The organism is Apilactobacillus sp., from assembly GCF_025290035.1.
Lineage (GTDB): Bacteria > Bacillota > Bacilli > Lactobacillales > Lactobacillaceae > Apilactobacillus.
Map to the genome: position 1 here is coordinate 13,836 of NZ_JAMBKT010000007.1, position 19,492 is coordinate 33,327.

Here is a 19,492-nt window from a genome sequence, read left to right on the forward strand (position 1 = left end):
TTATGAATACTAATTTAGTAGTTGACGGTGATCAAGATAGAATAAAAGCACTAGTTGAATGTATGCTTTTTATAGATTATCCAGTTCATTTAACAATTCTTAATCATAATATGGATGATTTTATCAGCAATATTAAATCACGTTTGTTGTGCGAAAATTTTGATGTAGCAATAGATGATGATAATGTTGATTACCATGACTTTGATGGATTTATGTATTTATATCCATTTCCGGAAGATGATTTAAAAGATAAAGAAGAAGTGGTTAATTTTCTTTCTCCATATTTAGATCAATTCAGAACGTCACTAAATTTAGCTATTAAAGGTGGATTTAGCGGAAAAATTCTAATTAATGGTTACTATGACGAAATTCTTAATTATTTCGCCACTAAGTTTTCAGGTAAAGAACCAAATACGGTTATTTCAACAGGATTACTAGGGAAAACACTTTTATTGAAGCATCTATTAAGAAGATATTTTAATATTAGTTTGTCTGATATTAATGTGAGTGTCGTGGGGAATCAATCAACTAACTTAATTACTTGGAGTAGAGCTTATATTGGTCAATCACCAATTCTTTCGTATTTAGCTAATCCAAATAATTTATTTAGTACAGAAATATTTGCCAAGGCCGAAGAAATCTTAAGCCAAAATCATTTTGATGAAGTTGTTCAAATGAAGGCTATTTTGATGATCTTGGATGCAATATTTATGGAAAAACCCTGTTTAGCTAGTGTAGGACACGTTGTCAATTTAAATGATGATGTTACTGCGGTGAGTGAACCAGTTATGCTAAATCATACAGGGATGGTATCAACAGTTGAACTGGTTCTTTCTGATAAAGAAAATCAAGTTTATTTGGAATCGAAAAAAGAAGTTATCGACATAATTAATTTAATTGTAGAAGGTAGTAGAGATCAAGATGAATAATTACTCATATCCAATCCTTGAAGATTGGAGCAAAGAAGAATTAATGACTATGATGAAACTATACAATTCAGTGGAAGAAGCATATGAGAATCCGAATGGATCTAACGCTAAAAATATTGTTGATTTATATAAACAATTTCAGATGATTAATCCAGCTAAAATGGAACAAAAACAAATTGATCGCGATTTCGCAAACATTTCTGGATATAGTTTGTTTAAAACATTTAAAGCTGCTCAATTGGTCAAAAAAAATAACGTCAAAATGGATTAAATTAGTTTTTTATAATATATAAACATTTATCAAATGAGAATAGTTATTAAACGCTAATAATTAAGCATTTCATTAAGGTTGCTAATATTGACGTATTTACTTTTTGTGTGGTATTATCAATAACTGTATTGGTAGCGACGAAGATTGCACAAAAGAACTTTTCTAACATTTGGTTAAGTTCCGACTGTGACTATTGTCACAGTTTTTTTATGCAAATTTAATTATTTAACGTAATAAACTCGGTCCGAGTTGCTAAGTATTATAGAAACAAATATTTATGCTTCGAAGGGAAGGAAACTCATAATGAAGACAAGAGACGATATTAGAAATATTGCTATTATTGCCCACGTTGACCACGGTAAAACAACTTTGGTTAACGAATTACTAAAGCAATCAGATACTTTAGATGAACACGTTCAAATTGAAGATCGTGCCATGGATACTAATGATATTGAAAAGGAACGTGGTATCACAATCCTTTCAAAGAATACTGCTGTTAGATACCAAGATAAACAAATTAACATCTTGGATACACCAGGACATGCTGACTTCGGTGGAGAAGTTGAACGTATTATGAGAATGGTTGACGGTGTTCTTTTAGTTGTTGACGCTTTTGAAGGTACTATGCCACAAACTCGTTTTGTTTTGAAAAAAGCGCTAGACCAACATTTAACACCTGTTGTTGTTATTAACAAGGTTGACCGTCCAGGTTCTCGTCCTAGCGAAGTTGTTGATGAAGTATTAGACCTATTTATTGAATTAGGTGCTGATGATGATCAACTAGACTTCCCAGTTATTTACACTTCTGCTATGAACGGTACTTCAAGTTACGATGAAGACTTATCAACCCAAGAACACACTATGAAGCCAATCTTTGACACAATTGTTAAAGCTATCCCAGCTCCAGAAGACAACTCAGATGAACCACTACAATTCCAAGTTGCTATGCTTGACTATGACGACTTCGTTGGTCGTATCGGTATTGGTCGTATCTTTAGAGGTACAATCAAGGTTGGTGACAACGTTACAGTTATGAAACTTGATGGTTCTACTCAAAACTTCCGTGTTACTAAGCTTATGGGATTCTTTGGTCTTAAGAAGTTAGACATCGAAGAAGCCAAAGCAGGTGACTTAATTGCCATTTCTGGTATGGAAGAAATCAACGTTGGGGAATCTGTAGTTGATCCTTCAGCTCAAGAAGCACTTCCAATTCTAAGAATTGACGAACCAACTCTACAAATGACATTCGGTACAAACACTTCACCATTTGCTGGTAAAGAAGGTAAGTTTGTTACTGCTCGTCAACTACAAGACCGTCTAGAAAGAGAATTACACACTGATGTTTCTCTACGTGTTGATGAAACTGATCAACCAGGTTCATGGACTGTATCTGGTCGTGGTGAACTTCATTTATCAATCTTAATTGAAAACTTAAGACGTGAAGGATACGAATTACAAGTATCACGTCCACAAGTTATCATTAGAGAAATTGATGGACAACAATGTGAACCATTTGAATCAGTTCAAATCGATACTCCAGATGAATACTCTGGTACTATCATTCAAACATTATCAGAAAGAAAAGGTAACATGCAAAACATGGAAAGTGTTGGAAATGGTCAAACTCGTTTGACATTCCTTGCACCTTCACGTGGTTTGATTGGTTACTCAACTGAATTCCTTTCAATCACTCGTGGTTACGGAATTATGAACCATACTTTCGACAGTTACCAACCAGTTATCAAGAACTGGAACCCAGGTAGAAGAAATGGTGCCTTAGTTTCAATTAACGAAGGTAAGACAACTACTTACGCTACTATGGGTATTGAAGATCGTGGTACTATCTTCGTAGATCCAGGTACTGAAGTATACGAAGGTATGATTGTTGGTAAGAACAGTCGTGATAACGATATCTCAGTTAACATCACTAAAGGTAAGCAAATGACTAACGTTCGTGCTTCTGCTAAGGATGAAACTGCTAAGATTAAGGAACCACAACACTTAACTCTTGAAGAATCTCTAGAATTCTTAAATGAAGATGAACTTTGTGAAGTTACACCAGAAAACATTCGTTTAAGAAAAGAAATTCTAAACACTAACGAACGTGAAAAACAAGCTAAGCGTAGACGTCATAACAGCTAATACGCTTAAAAGGATGAACATTAATGTTCATCCTTTTTTTGTGCATTGAAATTATGCTAAGCTCACAAACAGATATGCTATAATATTAGTAATATTCAAATGGGTAATATGGAGATGTACTTATGATTAAGTCAGCTTATCACAGCTTAAAAAACATTTTTAAACACACGAATTTAAGTAAACACATGAAAATATTAAAAACAAATATTGATGCAATGGATTATTACATTTTTATTCCTTATATTATGTTGTCTGTAATTGGAATTATAATGGTCTATTCTGCAAGTTCTAATATTGCAACTCAAATTGGAGGATCACCAACTGGATATCTAATAAGACAAAGTATGTTTGTCGTCTTTAGTTTAATCATTGTATTAATTTGCTTATGTGGTCAAAATATGTTTGTCAGAAACGGTCGGGTTTTATTTATTTTTTGGGCAGCAATGTTTATTGGTCTTATTTGGCTAAAGGCATTTGGTCATTCTGTTAATGGTGCTGCTGGATGGATTCCAATTGGACCATTACATATTCAACCAGCTGAAACCGCAAAAGTTTATATTATTCTAGTGATGTCTAACATTTTGGCTAATCATGAAAATGAATTAATTAATAATGAAAAAACCAAAGTTATTACTCACAGTATTTTTGTTTTTGTTATGCTGGGGTTAATTTTAATCCAGCCAGATTTAGGTGGAACCATTATCAATGCATTAATTTTTATTGTTATTATTTTTGCATCAGGAATGAATTGGAAGGGTGCCACATTAATTTCTTCCAGCATGATTGTCGGTGGATGGATTATATTAAAAACAGCATTATTTATTTTTAGAAATGGGTCATCTAATTACCAAGTTCAACGTATATTAGCATATGGAGATCCATTTAGGTATGAACAAGGAATCGGACATCAACTTGTTAATTCATATTACGCATTAAGTAATGGTGGTATTTTTGGTGTTGGTTTAGGGAACAGCATTCAAAAGACAGGATATTTACCTGAACCAAATACCGATTTCATCATGTCCGTAATTTCAGAAGAGTTAGGATTAGTGGGAGTACTATTAATCTTATCTTTATTATTTATTATTATCGTAAAAGCTTTCCAATTGGGAATTAGATCAAATAACACATATGACACCTTGGTATCATATGGAATTGGAACATACTTACTTGTTCAATCATACTTCAATATTGGTGGAGTGATTGGACTATTACCAATTACAGGGGTTACTTTCCCATTTATTAGTTACGGGGGTTCAAGTATGCTAACCCTTGCTCTTTGTATCGGAATGTTATTAGTTATTAGTGCAAAACAAAAAATTCAAAGAAAACACAAATTAAATTAATCATGCGGAGGTAACGTTTTGTCAGGTGCAATTGAAGATAGAAAAAGCTTAATTGTTTATGTATATTCAACCAAACAAGTTCGACAATTAAAGAAATACGGATTGATATATTATGTATCACAAAAGATGCATTATGTAGTTATGTATGTTAATGCTGACAATTATGAATGGGTAAAAGAAAAAATCAGTTCATTAAGAATCGTCAAAAAAGTAGAAGAAACTCCATACGAACAAATAGCGAATGAACTTGCTGTAGCTAATGATTTCGATGAAGTTGATGACGATGAAGATTACTAAGGAGTATTTATAATGAGAGTGGTATCTGGAAAGTTTGGTAGCCGTAGTTTAAAACCGGTTCCTGGTAGTAAAACTAGACCAACAACTGACAAGGTAAAAGAATCTTTATTTAACATGATTGGACCATTTTTTAATGGTGGGACTTTTTTAGATTTATATGCTGGATCAGGTTCTGTGGCAATTGAAGCAGTATCCAGAGGAATCGAGAAAGCTATATTGGTTGACCACCAATACTTAGCGATTAAAACAATTAAAGAAAATGTTGAGATGACTAAGGAAAAAGATAGCTTTCAAGTATATAAAATGGATTCAGATTTAGCGTTAGAAAAATTTGCTAATGACGACACTAAATTCGATTTTATATTTTTAGATCCACCATATAAGGATCAAAAAATGGTAGAACAATTGGAGTATATTAAAAGTAATGGTCTTCTTAGTGAATCAGGAATTGTAATCTGTGAAACCGATGATAACGTTAGTCTTCAAGACGATGTGGACGGGTTTAGTTTAATTAAGCAAAAGAAATATGGAATAACTATTATTTCAATTTATAAAAATAAGGGGTGATATCTGTGACAAAAGCAATATTTCCGGGGAGCTTTGATCCGATTACCTATGGTCACTTAGATTTAATCAAGCGTGCTAGTAAAATGTTTGATGAACTAGTGGTGACTGTTGCCAAAAATACAAGCAAAAATGGTATTTTCTCTTTTGAAGAAAGGATTGAATTAATTGAAGAAAATATTAAAGATCTTGATAATGTAACTGTTGTGATGGCGGAAGGGTTAACCGTTGAACTAGCTAAAAAAATGGGGGCAACGGTAATTGTCAGAGGATTAAGAAATTCATCTGATTTTAATAATGAAAGTGCCATTGCAATAATGAATCATAACTTAGATAAATCAATTGAGTCAGTATTTTTGATTACAAAGCCTAAGTATCAATCAGTTTCATCCAGCTTAATTAAAGAAATAGCTCATTTTAACGGAGATATTTCAGAATTTGTACCTGATAATGTTTCAAAATCCCTAAAAAAGAAGATGAAATAAAAATGTTTAGAAAACACAAAAAACTTAAAATATTTTCCATATTAGGGGTATTGATAGGATTATCAATATTAGTTAATTTACCAATATTACCTAATTATATTGAAGGGCCTGGAACAGCGCCTAATTTAAAACATGTGGTCTCTATTCCAAATCACAGTGATAAATATAAAGGCAAGTTTATGTTTACTACTGTTAGTGAATCTCAGGCCTCTGTTGTTACATATCTTCTAGCTAAGTTTAATCCACATGAAGAAATTGAAAGTATTGGTGACGTAACTGGAAACCAAGACCAACAAAGCTATCTTAACCTGCAAAATATTTATATGGAAAGTGCGATAAATAATGCAGTATATAATGCTTTTAAAGCAGCTCATAAAGAGGTTTCTTTATCTTATCGAGGCATTTATGTTTTAGATGTCGATTCTAAGTCTAATTTTTATAAACACGTTAAAGTGGGCGACTTAATTGTTTCATTAAATCATCATCAATTTAAAAATTCAGCAGACTTTAGAAAGTATGTTCAAACTAAGAAAATTGGCGATAAGATGACACTGACTGTTTATAGAAACGGAAAAGAAATTCAAATTACCAAGAAACTTTACAAACTTGCTGGAACCGATAAAGCAGGAATTGGAATCATTTTACAAGATGATAATCAGGTTTCAACATCGTTGCCAATCAATGTTAATCCAGGTGCCGTTGGGGGACCATCTGCTGGATTGATGTTTACATTGCAAATCTATCAACAACTATCTGGTAAGAATATAAGGAAATCGCAAAACATTGCCGGAACTGGAACGATTGATGATCAAGGTAATGTTGGTGAAATTGGTGGAATCGATAAAAAAATCATCGCTGCTAGAGATGCTGGAGCAAAATATTTCTTGGTTCCGTACGTAAAGCCAACCAAAGAAGTTTTAAAATATGAAGATCAGCATATGACTAATTATCAAATGGCAGTAAAAACAGCAAGAAAATACGCACCTAATATGAAAGTTATTCCAGTAACCTCATTTAAAGATGCACTAAATAAATTAGCTAAAATTAAAGGGATGTAAAAATTTTACATCCTTTTTTCGTACATAAAAATATGGAGGGGAGGAAAAGGTGAATAAGATCATTGAATATTCAACGCATTTAAAAGAAATAATTGATGAGCATTTATATAAAATATTGATTGGATTACTACTAGGATGTTTTAGCTTAGGACTATTTTTGGTAGTTGCTTTGACTAGGCAAAATGATAGTAATATTGTACAAAATGATAGTAATATTGTACAAAATGATACGGCATCAATCGAAAGTACGAGTGTAGAAAGTAGTAGCGTTGTTGAATCTACTAACAGTACAAAGAAAATGTATATCGATATTAAAGGTGAAGTAAATAATCCCGGTGTATACAAGATGAAAGCGGGCAGTAGGGTTACTGATTTAATTAAAGAAGCCGGTGGATTTAAAAAAGATGCTGATCAATCTGCAGTTAATCTGGCAAAACAGTTAATTGATCAAGATATGATTATTGTTTATAAGGTTGGTCAAGCTCCTAAAAACAACCTAATGGATAGTAGTCCTAAGGATGAGGAAAAGGTTAATATAAATAAAGCGGATTCCGAGGAACTGCAAAAATTAGATAGAGTGGGCGAGAAAATGGCGCAAAAGATAATCGACTATCGCAATCAACACAACGGTTTTCATTCTATTGATGAAATAAAACAAATTAGTGGTTTTGGTGAAAAAACTTTCGAAAGATTAAAAGATTCTTTAACAATCTAATTTTTGTTATACTATATAACAATAGATTAACAAGGGAGAGAATCTAATCATGACAAAGCATCGAATTCCATGGGATCAATATTTCATGTTACAAGCAGTTCTTTTGTCCACAAGAGGAACTTGTAATCGACTATCTGTGGGTGCCACAATTGTAAGAGATAAGAGAATTATAGCGGGTGGTTATAACGGTTCAGTCGCCGGAGATGAACACTGTATAGATGTAGGATGTTATATGAGGGATGGACATTGTTTAAGAACAATCCATGCTGAAATGAACGCTATATCACAGTGTGCTAAATTTGGTGAATCCACAGATGGAGCAGAAATATATGTAACTGATTTTCCATGCTTACCATGCACAAAGGTTTTACTTCAAGCGGGAATCACTAAAATTAATTACCTTCGTAATTACCATAATGATGAATATGCAGTTTCATTAATTAAACAAAATAACGTTGAATTGAACCAAGTTACCTTGGATGAAGAAACTATCAAACAAATCGAATTTGGCTCTTATTTACCAAAATAAATAGATAATTTATATATTTTTCCATCTGTAATGATGGGCATAATAAGTATTATTTTCTTTGGTGATATAAGGCTAGGATTGATTTTATTAATGTTTTGGATAATAAGAATTCTAAAATTAAAAATCATCACCGTAAGTAAAATAACCACTTTAATAGTGGTTATTTTTGTTTTTGTATGTATTTATACTAATTTATCGTTAAAACATAATTTAGTAGAACAAGATAAATCAATTAGTACTACGTTGATTATTTATCCTGATGAAATAAAAAAAACGAAGCAAGGATACTATGGCATTTTTAAATCAACGGAAGGAAATAAAAAGTATTTAGCGTTTGGAAATGACAAAAGATTACTAAACAGATCTACTGCATGTGAAATTGAAGTTGATGGAAAGATTACTCAAATTGATGGTCCACGTAATTTTAATCAGTTTGATTCAAGTAGCTATTACAAGAGCTTAGGAGTTATGAATAAGCTTGCTATCAATAGAATCAAATCATTTAAGAGTTCTCATGGTAATAAAATTATTGAATGGTTGCACTACTTCAGAAAACAGATGATGGATTTCGCAGACCAATTACCGAATCCGTTAGATGTTTATACCAAAAGCTTATTTCTCGGATCGATGGATTCATCATTTAACGACGAGTTAACCGGTGTAAAAACATTAGGATTAATTCACTTGTTCAGTATTTCAGGTCTCCATGTTTTTTATATTGTCTCATTATTATCAATGATATTAAAAAGGCTAAAAATAACTAAAGAAACTAGATTGGTTATAACTTGTTTATTTTTACCGACTTATTTTATTATCGCTGGTTCTTCTGTCGGGCTATTAAGGTCAATTTTATCAGTGGAAATTGGAATGATTTTCTCTTTATTTAAAAGGAATATTACATCATTAGATATTTACAGTATTACATTGATGGTTAATTTATTTCTTCAACCAATGATGTTGACACAGTTCGGCAGCCAGTTGAGTTATGCACTTGCATTTGCACTTATATATACCAGTGGGATGAGCACTATAAAGCAAACCATTATGATGAATTTAGTTAGTTTGCCATTTGTAATTTATAAACTATATGAGTGGCATATGTTAACTATGTTCGCGAATTATTTAGTGATTCCAATCTTTTCAATCGTTGTGATGCCATCAATATTGATAGCGTTAGTAACATATCCACTGACTAAAATTATTGCCGGATTCGTGGCAATGGGATTGAAGTTGTTTGATAATGGTTTGAACTTGGTAGGTAATTTACCAGGTGAAATTGTATTTGGTAAGCCGAATATATTAGTGACCACATGCATATTTGTGGTTACTTTACTGGTATTGGATAATTACAAAAGTAAGAAAACATTATTGTTAATTCTTTTATACGTAGGATCATTTATATGGATTCATTATCCCATCCAAGGAGAAGTTTCTTTCTTTGATGTCGGACAAGGAGATAACATTTTAGTTCGTACACCATTTAACACTTCAATAACTGTTATTGATACTGGTGGGAAAATAAATTTTAACGACCAAAATACGATTCATTATCAAGCACCGAAAACATCCATTAATTATTTAAAAAGTATAGGGATTAGTCATATCGACAATCTTGTTTTTACACATCAAGATTTTGATCATACAGGAGATGCTGGTGCTTTCTTGTCAGAGCTACATGTAAAAAGATTGATTGTCGGATCAGGGATGCAAAACAATAAGCAGTTAATGGATAGAATCAAGAAAGATATGAAAAGAACGAAAATGCAACTGGTTTTAGCGGGTCAACATGTTAGTGATTTTCCTTTTTATATTTATCATCCATTTAAACCAGGACCTGGATCTAATGATGATTCAATTGTATTGGGAACAACAATGAATAATAAGAAGTGGTTATTTATGGGAGATTTACCTTCTTCTGGTGAACTAGATATCTTAAATAAATATAAGAACTTAAAAGCAGATTATTTAAAACTGGGCCATCACGGTAGTAAAAATTCTAGTTCAAACCAATTTTTAAAATCAATTCATCCGAAAATGGCGATTATTTCAGCTGGGAGAAATAATCGTTACCATCATCCTAATGTGGAAACGCTGGATAGGATAAAATTAAATCATATTGGATACTTAAACACACAAAATCAGGGTATGATATCATATAGATATGGATTATTGGGCAGCCACTGGATAACTGAGCTGCAAGGAGAAGTACAATGAATGTTAACGAAGTAAAAAAAGATATAAAGAATAATAATCTTAAACCGATATACTTAATATTGGGGCAAGAAGAATACTTAATTGAACAATTAAAAAAAGAATTTTATAAGATTATTCCTGACGAAGAAAAAACAATGAACTTCGCTAGTTACGATATGGAAAGTCAAAATGTTGCTGTGGCTGTAGAAGATGCTGCATCTTTTCCTTTCTTTGGTGAAAAAAGACTTGTGTTCATCACTAATCCATATTTTTTAACAGGTGATAATACGAAGAATTCTGTTGATCATGACTTAGACAGTTTTTTAGAATATATTACTCATCCTGTTGATAGTACGATTATGGTTATAATCGCACCATATAACAAATTAGATGCTAGAAAGAAATTAACAAAAGAATTAAAGAAATCAGCTGAATTTATTGATTTTAGTCAAATAGATGAAAAAGCAGTTACGACATATGTAAGTAATTTTATTCAAAATGCTGGATATCAAATTGAAAATTCAACATTACAATCTTTCATTGAGAGGGTTTCTGGCGATTTATCTAAAGCAATGAATGAAATTCCTAAGCTGTTGTTGTATTGTCAAAATGATAAAGTGATTACAATGGATGCAATTAACAGTCTAGTAGCTAAATCTTTGGATCAAAATGTCTTTGACTTAATTAATTTAGTAATGAAAAAGAATTCAAAGGAAGCTATCGATTTATATCGTAATCTATTGCTAGAAGATCAAGAACCATTACAAATCAATGGAGCGTTAATATCTCAATTTAGATTATTAATCCAAGTGATGGGGTTAGCTAATAAGGGTTATAGTCAAGGTAACATTGCTACAAAACTAGGGGTTCATCCTTATCGTGCAAAACTAGCAATGCAAAATATACGAAAATATAGCTTTAAGTCATTAAGTGATGCATATTTAGGTTTGGTGGATTTAGAAACAAAATTGAAATCTACACAGGAATCTCCTGAACTACTATTCCAAATGTTTACGCTTAAATTTGTTGATAATCAAATTAATTAAAACAAAAAAGGACATCCCATAGCAGGGATGTCCTTTTTGAATAAAAAAAGCTCAGCAATAACTGAGTTTTTTATTTGTTTAGTTTAGCTAGACGTGATTTGTTACGTGCAGCAGTGTTTGCTTTGATTAAGCCTTTTGACTTAGCATGGTCTAATGCGCTAACAGCGTTGTTGAATAATTCTTCACGGTTGTCAGCATTTACATCAGCTTTTTCAAACTTCTTAACAGCAGTTCTCATCTTGCTTAGTTGAGAAGCGTTACGTTTGTTTGCTTTTTCATTAGTTTTTACACGTTCGATAGCAGATTTAATAACAGGCATGAAATTCACCTCCAAAAAAGTCGAATTTTATTTAAAATCCTTAAATTTCAACGCCTTTAATTATACAAAATACAACTTAAAAAAGCAATAGAATTATATAAATCCAAAGTTTGGCGAATAATTATACGATTGCCTTGATATTTAAAAGCAATCAGAGTACTATTAATAAAGTAGTTTAGAACTACAGTACCTATACTTAGTTTTGTCGTTATTCTCATCGACGCTTTACTCAGTATTTGGTATATTCAATTTTGAAAGGTGGGAAACATAATGGCTCTAACACAAGCTGAAAAGAACGACATCATCAAGAAGTATGCTAGACATGATGGTGATACTGGTTCTGCTGAAGTACAAATTGCTGTACTAACTGCTGACATTAATGAAATTAATGGTCACATGAAAGAACACAAGAAGGATTTTCATTCACAACGTGGTTTGTTAAAGAAAATCGGTCACCGTCGTAACTTACTAAGATACTTACGTAACACTGATGTTCAACGTTACCGTGATTTAATCAAGAGTTTAGGTCTACGTCGTTAATATCTAATGGGACTGCTTATGAGCAGCCCCATTTTTTTATACATAAACATTTAAGAGTTATAAATAAATTTAAAAGTATGATACACTGTAGTTAGTTATTTTGATCGTATTGAAATTAAACTATTTCATAATAAAAAGTACATAAATATAGTATGAGGTGAATCATGAAAAATAGTGTAAAAATTATTCCCTTAGGAGGAGTAAGGGAAAGCGGTAAGAATTTGTATGCTGTTGAAATTAATGACGGCATTTATGTTTTAGATTGTGGTTTAAAATACCCAGAAAATGATATGTTAGGAATTGATGTTGTTATTCCTGATTTTTCTTACTTAAAAGAAAACAAGGATAAAATCATTGGGGTATTCCTATCAAATAGTGATATGGATTCTATTGGAGCCTTACCATATTTTGTAAGTGAATTTAACGTTCCTGTGTTTGGTTCAAAACTTACTGTAGAAATGGCCAAATATGAAGTTAAAAACAACGAAAGATCTAAAAAGTTTGATAACTTCAATGTTATTAATGAAAAAAGCGAAATCATCTTTGATGATGTAACTGTTAACTTTTTCAAAACTAGTCACTCTGTACCAGATTCAATGGGAATTGCTTTATCTGTTGAAGAAGGGCAAATTGTATACACTGGGGATTTTAAGTTTGACCCAGCATTAAGAAATGGCTTTGCAACTGACTACAGATCAATTGCTAAGGTTGGAAGCAAAAAGGTAATCGCTTTGTTATCAGACTCACAAAATGCTGACAATCCGTTCCCAATGGCCAATGAAATTCAAGTTGAACAATCAATTTTGAACACATTTAAAGATAGTAAGAGTCGTGTGATTGTTGCTGCTAACTCAGCTAACTTATTACGTATTCAACAAATCTTTGATGCTGCGATGAATTCTGAAAGAAAAGTATACGTTGGTCATAACTTAGATTCAAAGATTAAAATTGCAATGGATTTAGGATATGTAACTGCTGAAGACGATTTATTAATCGAAGATGTAAAAGATTTAGATAATCTTGATGGAGATCAAATTGTTGTACTTGAAAGCAATCCAATCAGTGAACCTATTAAGGTTATTCAAAGAATGGCTGCTCAACAAGAAAAGAACATCAACATTGAACCTGGCGATGTTGTTTTAGTTGCTACTTCACCATCACCAGCAATGGATAATGCTATGGCAAAAACTGATGACATGGTCTATCAAGCGGATGGAACTGTTAAGGTTATTTCACATGAATTAAATATGTCAGACCACGCAAGTGCTGAAAACATTCAAATGTTAATCAGTTTATTAAAACCTGAATACTTCATTCCAGTTAGCGGAGAATACATGATGATGAATGAAAGTAGAAATGCTGCAATGAACATGGGAATTTCTGATGACAATGTTCTAATTGTTAGCAAGGGTGAAGTTCTTGAATATGATGGAAGTAAGTTCCATCATGGTAATGCAGTTGAAGCAGGAAACACAATGATTGATGGAATCGGTGTGGGTGACATCGGTAATATTGTTCTTCGTGATAGAAAAGTTTTATCTGAAGATGGAATCTTTATTGTCGTTGTTACTATCGATAGAAAGAAAAAAATCATTATCTCTCGTCCTAAAATTACTTCAAGAGGATTTATTTATGTTAAGTCCAACAAAGATTTAATGAATGAAGCTGCTGAAATTGTTTCTAACACAATTCAATTAAATCTTGATAATAAGGAATTTGATTGGAGTCATTTGAAACAATCAGTTAGAGAAAAAATCAGCCATTTCTTATTCGATAAGACTAAGAGAAGACCTGTAATTCTTCCAGTTATCATGGAAGTAAACCAACACCACAAAAAGAAGCGTCCACAAAAATAAATCGGTATAAATTCGGAGTGATTTGATGAATGAAGACAATTCACAATTGATAGAAAAAATTACTAAAAATATTAGTGATGGAAAATATCAATTAGCAGCTAATCAAGCCAAAGATTACTTGGAAATTAAACCAAACGAAGAGATTGAAGTTTTATTAGTTCAATCTCTTTTTCAATTGAAACAGTATATTGAGGCTAAAAAAGAAGTAATTGAGTTTCCCAACGCGTTTATTAAGAATGAAAAAGATTTTGCTTTGATGTTAAAAGTACTTATTAAGAATGATGAATTTATTAAAGCTAGAGAAATAGTGGTCAGTCTTAAAAGTGAAGAATTATTTTTTAATGTTGGAATGAATTTAATTGAAAAAGCAGAAGAAGATATCTTAATGAATTCTGCTGAATCAGTCAGACAACAAGCACAAAAGTATTATCATATTAGTAACAAACAAACTCTATACTGGCAAAAAGAGGCCTTTTTAGCGGGACAACATCTGCCATATGTAGAATTTGTTAAGTATAGTAGATTTGTTCTGATGGATCCGTTTGTCCAGTCAATAATTAAATCAGAGGTTATCGACACGTTAAGAAAAGTCGGCTGTGAAGATAATGTGGATATGTTGTGGATTGATAAAACATCACGAAAAGTAGAGTTATCTAATGTTAAATCATTGGATGAAATGGAATCATATAAGTACATCCATAATAAATTATTGGAAGATTACATGAGTGATCCTGAAAAGATGATGTTATTAGGAAGTTACTTCCAACATCAAGCAATATTAATGTATCCATTTAATGACGAAATCATCTATGATTATAAACGATGGTATAGACTGTCATTGGAATCATATTTAACACCTGAAAAATATGATTTATCAGGTGAAGATGACTATCAAAAATACATTGAAATTATTAAGCGTGAATTTAGTTTAATTAAATAAAATAAAAAGTCATTAAATGTATTTACAAATAAAAAGACAGTGGCTATAATATTAAAGGAATTCTTCTTGAGACTGATATTGTGATTTTGTCTTTTTGAGAAGATGTAGTATAATAAATCATAAAGAATACATTAGCTTTGTTAATGTAAATCTTTCGAAATTTATAGGAGGTTTTCATAAATGGCAAAAGAACATTATGAAAGAACAAAACCCCATGTAAATATTGGTACTATTGGCCATATTGATCATGGTAAGACTACTTTAACTGCAGCTATCACTAAAGTGCTTTCAGAAAAGGGTCTAGCAGACGCTTCTGATTACGCTCAAATCGATGCTGCTCCAGAAGAACGTGAACGTGGTATTACAATCAACACTGCTCACGTTGAATACTCAACTGAAAAGCGTCATTACGCTCATATTGATGCCCCAGGACATGCTGATTACGTTAAGAACATGATCACTGGTGCCGCTCAAATGGATGGTGCCATCCTTGTTGTTGCCGCAACTGATGGTCCTATGCCACAAACTCGTGAACACATTCTTCTAGCTCGCCAAGTTGGTGTTGAATACATCGTTGTATTCTTAAACAAGACTGACTTAGTTGACGATGATGAATTAGTTGACTTAGTTGAAATGGAAGTACGTGAATTACTTTCAGAATACGATTACCCTGGTGATGATATTCCAGTTGTTCGTGGTTCAGCTCTAAAGGCTCTACAAGACGACCAAGAACAAAAAGACGTTATCCTACACTTAATGGATGTTGTTGACGAATACATCCCAACTCCAGAACGTGATGCTTCAAAACCATTACTAATGCCTGTTGAAGATGTATTTACTATCACTGGTCGTGGTACTGTTGCTTCTGGTCGTATCGACCGTGGTGCAGTTGCTGTTGGTGATGAAGTTGAAATCATCGGTCTTGTTGAAGACGTTCTAAAGACTACTGTTACTGGTCTAGAAATGTTCCGTAAGACTCTTGACGAAGGTGAAGCCGGAGATAACGTTGGTATGTTACTTCGTGGTGTTAACCGTGAACAAGTTGTTCGTGGACAAGTTATTGCTGCTCCAGGTTCAATCAAGACTCACACTAAGTTCAAGGCTCAAGTATATGCTCTAAGTAAAGAAGAAGGTGGACGTCATACTCCATTCTTCTCAAACTACCGCCCACAATTCTACTTCCATACTACCGATGTTACTGGTGTTATCGAACTAGAAGCAGGTGTTGAAATGGTTATGCCTGGTGATAACGTTGAATTCAACGTTGAACTAACTAAACCAGTTGCCATCGAACAAGGAACTAAGTTCACTGTTCGTGAAGGTGGACACACTGTTGGTGCCGGTGTTGTTTCAGACATCGAAGACTAATATTTGATTAAAAAAGATTCAGATCTAATCTGAATCTTTTTTTGTACATAAAATTACGGATAAACCTTTAATTATTTACTTTTAACCTGCATTACGTTAAAATATAGAAGTGCGCAATTAGAAGAACAATTGTAAAAATTATATTTTCATTTCGGAGGGAAAATAATGTCAGCTAAATGGGAAAAAAAAGGCACTAACGACGGAGAATTAACATTCGAAATTAGTGTTGATAAAGTAAAAGAAGGTCTAGACAAAGCCTTTAACAAAAACAAGAACAACATTACTGTTCCTGGTTTCCGTAAAGGAAAAGTTTCACGTCAAATCTTTAATGAAATGTATGGTGAAGAAGCTCTATACCAAGATGCTTTAAACATTTTATTACCAGAAGCTTACAGTGAAGCTATTAAAGAAGCTGGTATCGAACCAGTTGCTCAACCAGAAGTTGATGTTGATAGCTTAGAAAAAGACAAACCATGGGTTTTAAAAGCTAAAGTTTCAGTTAAACCTGATGTTGAATTAGGTGAATACAAAGGAATCGTAGTTGAAAAACCAAACACTCGTGTTTACCAAAAAGATGTAGACGCTAAAATTGAAGACATGCGTAAAAACCAAGCAGAACTAGTTCTTAAAGAAGACAAAGCTGCTGCAAATGGTGACACTGTTGTTATCGATTTTGATGGTTACGTAGACGACAAACAATTTGATGGTGGTCAAGCTACTAACTACTCACTAGAACTAGGTTCAGGTTCATTCATTCCTGGTTTCGAAGATCAACTAGTTGGTCACAAAGCTGGTGAAGATGTTGATGTTAAGGTAACATTCCCAGAAGATTACCAAGCTAAAGAATTAGCTGCTAAAGAAGCAATCTTCAAGACTAAGATTCACGAAGTTAAGGAAAAACAAATGCCTGAACTAGACGATGAATTTGCTAAAGACGTTGATGAAGATGTTGATAGTCTAGAAGAACTAAAGAACAAGATTAAAGAACAACTAAAAGAACAAAAGAAGGTTGAAGGCGACACTCAAGTAGAAGACGAAGCTATTAAGGGTGCTGTTGCTAACGCTACTGTTAAGGATATTCCTCAAGCTATGATTGATGAAGATATCCAACGTCAAATGGACCAATACCTTGCAAGTATGCAACAACAAGGTATTAATGCAGAAATGTACTTCCAACTAACTGGTACTAACCCAGATGATTTGAAGAAACAATTTGCTAACGGTGCTGAAGAACGTGTTAAGACTAACCTTGTATTAGAAGCAATTGTTAAGGATGCTAACATCGAACCTTCAAACGAAGAAATTGACCAACAAGTTAAAGACTTAGCTGCTCAATACGGTATGAAGGAAGAAGCTGTTCGTGGTGCATTAACTGAAGACATGTTGAAACATGATATTTCAATTCAAAATGCTGTTAAGTTAATCACTGACAATGCTAAACAAGAACCAAAGTCAAAAATTAACAAATAATTAAATTTAATTGTTAATGCAAAAGGTCCAATTAACAAAATGTTAATTGGACCTTTTTGTTTTAAAGACTTTATAATGTTAAGACCGGCCATAATATGGTATTATTTTATATAATATAGTAATTATTAGGGGTGAAGCATTTGTTTGAAGATAGTGAAGGAAAAGGCCCCATTACTTGTTCATTTTGTGGTAAATCACAAGATCAAGTAAAGAAAATCGTCGCGGGACCAGACGTGTACATTTGTAATGAATGTATTGATTTATGTAAAGATATCGTTGATGAAGAATTAGCTCAAGAAAATGCTGATACTACTTTCAAGTCACTTAGTCCAAAAGAAATCGTGGCTAAGTTAAATGACTATGTTATTGGTCAAGATGAAGCTAAGAAAACATTAGCGGTGGCAGTATACAACCACTACAAACGTGTAAATAATTTAGATAGTGAAGATGATACTGAACTACAAAAAAGTAATATTTCAATTATTGGACCTACAGGTTCTGGTAAAACTTATTTAGCACAATCATTAGCAAGAATTTTAAATGTACCTTTTGCAATTGCTGATGCAACTACATTAACTGAAGCAGGATATGTTGGAGAAGATGTAGAAAACATCTTATTAAAACTATTACAAAATGCTGATTTTGATGTTGAAAGAGCTGAAAAGGGAATCATTTATGTTGATGAAATTGATAAGATTGCAAAGAAATCCGAAAATGTTTCTATTACAAGAGATGTTTCAGGTGAAGGTGTTCAACAAGCGCTTCTAAAGATTTTAGAAGGTACTGTTGCTAGTGTTCCACCTAATGGTGGTAGAAAACATCCTCAACAAGAAATGATTCAAATTGATACTAAGAATATCCTATTCATCGTGGGTGGTGCTTTTGATGGTATTCAAGATATCGTTAAGCACAGACTAGGTGATAAAACTATTGGTTTTGGTACTGATTCTAGTGAAGCTGCAAAGGTAAACGAAGATAATATTATGCAACATGTTATCCCAAGTGATTTACTTCAATTTGGTTTAATCCCAGAATTTATCGGTAGATTACCAATTTTAACAGCTTTAAACAAATTATCAGAAGATGATTTAGTTAGAATCCTTACAGAACCTAAAAATGCATTGGTTAAGCAATATGTTAAGTTAATGTCAATTGATGGAGTTGATTTAGAATTTGATGAAGATGCATTAAAGGAAATGGCACATACAGCGATCGAAAGAAAAACTGGAGCTCGTGGATTAAGATCAATCATGGAAGATACTATGAGAGATGTAATGTATGAAATTCCAAGTGAAGACGATGTTGAAAAAGTGGTCATTACTAAGGATGCTGTGCAAAAAAATGATGAACCAAACATCATTAAAAAAGCCTAAATAATAGTAGACCTTGCAGATTAATTTCTGTAAGGTCTTTTATTATTAACA

The 19,492-nt window shown here is 32.6% G+C and carries 19 protein-coding genes; 18 read left to right on the plus strand and 1 reads right to left on the minus strand.

The features are described 5' to 3' along the window. Nucleotides 1-2 precede the first annotated feature (2 nt). From M3005_RS03260 to holA, 12 genes are all read left to right on the plus strand, one after another. On the plus strand, nt 3-929 hold the full coding sequence (locus tag M3005_RS03260; RefSeq protein WP_293793639.1) for a Rossmann-fold NAD(P)-binding domain-containing protein: 927 nt from the start codon (nt 3-5) through the stop codon (nt 927-929). After that, nucleotides 922-1,200, plus strand: a complete 279-nt coding sequence (locus M3005_RS03265) for a UPF0223 family protein (protein ID WP_293793640.1) — start codon at nt 922-924, stop codon at nt 1,198-1,200. The genes M3005_RS03260 and M3005_RS03265 overlap by 8 nt, the downstream gene beginning before the upstream one ends. 303 nt (nt 1,201-1,503) lie before the next feature. Next, nucleotides 1,504-3,342 carry a translational GTPase TypA gene (gene typA / locus M3005_RS03270; protein WP_053950227.1) on the plus strand — a complete coding sequence of 613 codons (1,839 nt, stop codon included), beginning with the start codon at nt 1,504-1,506 and terminating at the stop codon, nt 3,340-3,342. Nucleotides 3,343-3,527: 185 nt separating this feature from the next. Further along, nucleotides 3,528-4,688: an FtsW/RodA/SpoVE family cell cycle protein gene (locus M3005_RS03275; RefSeq protein ID WP_293793642.1), complete on the plus strand. Its 1,161-nt coding sequence runs from the start codon at nt 3,528-3,530 to the stop codon at nt 4,686-4,688. 18 nt (nt 4,689-4,706) lie between these two features. Continuing rightward, nucleotides 4,707-4,985 carry a YlbG family protein gene (locus tag M3005_RS03280; RefSeq protein ID WP_293793644.1) on the plus strand — a complete coding sequence of 93 codons (279 nt, stop codon included), beginning with the start codon at nt 4,707-4,709 and terminating at the stop codon, nt 4,983-4,985. A 12-nt stretch (nt 4,986-4,997) separates the two neighbouring features. Beyond that, entirely contained in the window at nt 4,998-5,552 is a 555-nt protein-coding gene (gene rsmD / locus M3005_RS03285; RefSeq protein WP_293793645.1) for a 16S rRNA (guanine(966)-N(2))-methyltransferase RsmD, read from the plus strand. Nucleotides 5,553-5,557: 5 nt separating this feature from the next. After that, entirely contained in the window at nt 5,558-6,034 is a 477-nt protein-coding gene (gene coaD / locus M3005_RS03290; protein WP_293793647.1) for a pantetheine-phosphate adenylyltransferase, read from the plus strand. Between the two features lie 2 nt (nt 6,035-6,036). After that, on the plus strand, nt 6,037-7,092 hold the full coding sequence (locus tag M3005_RS03295) for a SepM family pheromone-processing serine protease (RefSeq protein ID WP_293793649.1): 1,056 nt from the start codon (nt 6,037-6,039) through the stop codon (nt 7,090-7,092). 49 nt (nt 7,093-7,141) lie between these two features. Then, the gene (locus tag M3005_RS03300) at nt 7,142-7,807 is read left to right on the plus strand and encodes a ComEA family DNA-binding protein (RefSeq protein WP_293793650.1); all 666 of its coding nucleotides are present in this window, start codon (nt 7,142-7,144) and stop codon (nt 7,805-7,807) included. Between the two features lie 49 nt (nt 7,808-7,856). Then, on the plus strand, nt 7,857-8,336 hold the full coding sequence (locus tag M3005_RS03305; protein ID WP_053950220.1) for a ComE operon protein 2: 480 nt from the start codon (nt 7,857-7,859) through the stop codon (nt 8,334-8,336). Between the two features lie 90 nt (nt 8,337-8,426). Next, the gene (locus M3005_RS03310) at nt 8,427-10,550 is read left to right on the plus strand and encodes a DNA internalization-related competence protein ComEC/Rec2 (protein WP_293793651.1); all 2,124 of its coding nucleotides are present in this window, start codon (nt 8,427-8,429) and stop codon (nt 10,548-10,550) included. Further along, the gene (holA, locus tag M3005_RS03315) at nt 10,547-11,575 is read left to right on the plus strand and encodes a DNA polymerase III subunit delta (RefSeq protein ID WP_293793653.1); all 1,029 of its coding nucleotides are present in this window, start codon (nt 10,547-10,549) and stop codon (nt 11,573-11,575) included. The genes M3005_RS03310 and holA overlap by 4 nt, the downstream gene beginning before the upstream one ends. A gap of 70 nt (nt 11,576-11,645) precedes the next feature. Here the strand turns inward: holA and rpsT are convergent, their stop codons facing one another. After that, nucleotides 11,646-11,894: a 30S ribosomal protein S20 gene (gene rpsT, locus M3005_RS03320; protein ID WP_053950217.1), complete on the minus strand. Its 249-nt coding sequence runs from the start codon at nt 11,892-11,894 to the stop codon at nt 11,646-11,648. 270 nt (nt 11,895-12,164) lie between these two features. Between rpsT and rpsO the strand changes: the two genes are divergently transcribed. From rpsO to clpX, 6 genes are all read left to right on the plus strand, one after another. After that, on the plus strand, nt 12,165-12,434 hold the full coding sequence (gene rpsO / locus M3005_RS03325; protein ID WP_034531743.1) for a 30S ribosomal protein S15: 270 nt from the start codon (nt 12,165-12,167) through the stop codon (nt 12,432-12,434). A gap of 164 nt (nt 12,435-12,598) precedes the next feature. Beyond that, nucleotides 12,599-14,290, plus strand: coding sequence for a ribonuclease J (locus M3005_RS03330; protein WP_293793661.1), 1,692 nt, complete (start codon nt 12,599-12,601; stop codon nt 14,288-14,290). A 25-nt stretch (nt 14,291-14,315) separates the two neighbouring features. Continuing rightward, entirely contained in the window at nt 14,316-15,230 is a 915-nt protein-coding gene (locus M3005_RS03335) for a hypothetical protein (RefSeq protein ID WP_293793663.1), read from the plus strand. A 180-nt stretch (nt 15,231-15,410) separates the two neighbouring features. Beyond that, nucleotides 15,411-16,598, plus strand: coding sequence for an elongation factor Tu (tuf, locus tag M3005_RS03340; protein ID WP_053950214.1), 1,188 nt, complete (start codon nt 15,411-15,413; stop codon nt 16,596-16,598). Nucleotides 16,599-16,763: 165 nt separating this feature from the next. Beyond that, complete coding sequence (gene tig, locus M3005_RS03345) at nt 16,764-18,068, plus strand: trigger factor (RefSeq protein WP_293793665.1); 1,305 nt, start codon at nt 16,764-16,766, stop codon at nt 18,066-18,068. A 140-nt stretch (nt 18,069-18,208) separates the two neighbouring features. Then, nucleotides 18,209-19,441 (plus strand): ATP-dependent Clp protease ATP-binding subunit ClpX, encoded by a 1,233-nt coding sequence (clpX, locus tag M3005_RS03350; RefSeq protein WP_293793666.1) that lies wholly within the window; start codon nt 18,209-18,211, stop codon nt 19,439-19,441. The last annotated feature ends 51 nt before the right edge of the window (nt 19,442-19,492 follow it).

Excerpts from the sequence above, each read along its gene's own strand:
- M3005_RS03260 (WP_293793639.1), top strand. The coding sequence starts at position 3 with ATGAATACTAATTTAGTAGTTGACGGTGATCAAGATAGAATAAAAGCA.
- M3005_RS03265 (WP_293793640.1), top strand. The coding sequence starts at position 922 with ATGAATAATTACTCATATCCAATCCTTGAAGATTGGAGCAAAGAAGAA.
- typA (WP_053950227.1), top strand. The coding sequence starts at position 1,504 with ATGAAGACAAGAGACGATATTAGAAATATTGCTATTATTGCCCACGTT.
- M3005_RS03275 (WP_293793642.1), top strand. The coding sequence starts at position 3,528 with ATGAAAATATTAAAAACAAATATTGATGCAATGGATTATTACATTTTT.
- rsmD (WP_293793645.1), top strand. The coding sequence starts at position 4,998 with ATGAGAGTGGTATCTGGAAAGTTTGGTAGCCGTAGTTTAAAACCGGTT.
- M3005_RS03295 (WP_293793649.1), top strand. The coding sequence starts at position 6,037 with ATGTTTAGAAAACACAAAAAACTTAAAATATTTTCCATATTAGGGGTA.
- M3005_RS03305 (WP_053950220.1), top strand. The coding sequence starts at position 7,857 with ATGACAAAGCATCGAATTCCATGGGATCAATATTTCATGTTACAAGCA.
- M3005_RS03310 (WP_293793651.1), top strand. The coding sequence starts at position 8,427 with ATGTTTTGGATAATAAGAATTCTAAAATTAAAAATCATCACCGTAAGT.
- holA (WP_293793653.1), top strand. The coding sequence starts at position 10,547 with ATGAATGTTAACGAAGTAAAAAAAGATATAAAGAATAATAATCTTAAA.
- rpsT (WP_053950217.1), bottom strand. The coding sequence starts at position 11,894 with ATGCCTGTTATTAAATCTGCTATCGAACGTGTAAAAACTAATGAAAAA.
- rpsO (WP_034531743.1), top strand. The coding sequence starts at position 12,165 with ATGGCTCTAACACAAGCTGAAAAGAACGACATCATCAAGAAGTATGCT.
- M3005_RS03330 (WP_293793661.1), top strand. The coding sequence starts at position 12,599 with ATGAAAAATAGTGTAAAAATTATTCCCTTAGGAGGAGTAAGGGAAAGC.
- M3005_RS03335 (WP_293793663.1), top strand. The coding sequence starts at position 14,316 with ATGAATGAAGACAATTCACAATTGATAGAAAAAATTACTAAAAATATT.
- tuf (WP_053950214.1), top strand. The coding sequence starts at position 15,411 with ATGGCAAAAGAACATTATGAAAGAACAAAACCCCATGTAAATATTGGT.
- tig (WP_293793665.1), top strand. The coding sequence starts at position 16,764 with ATGTCAGCTAAATGGGAAAAAAAAGGCACTAACGACGGAGAATTAACA.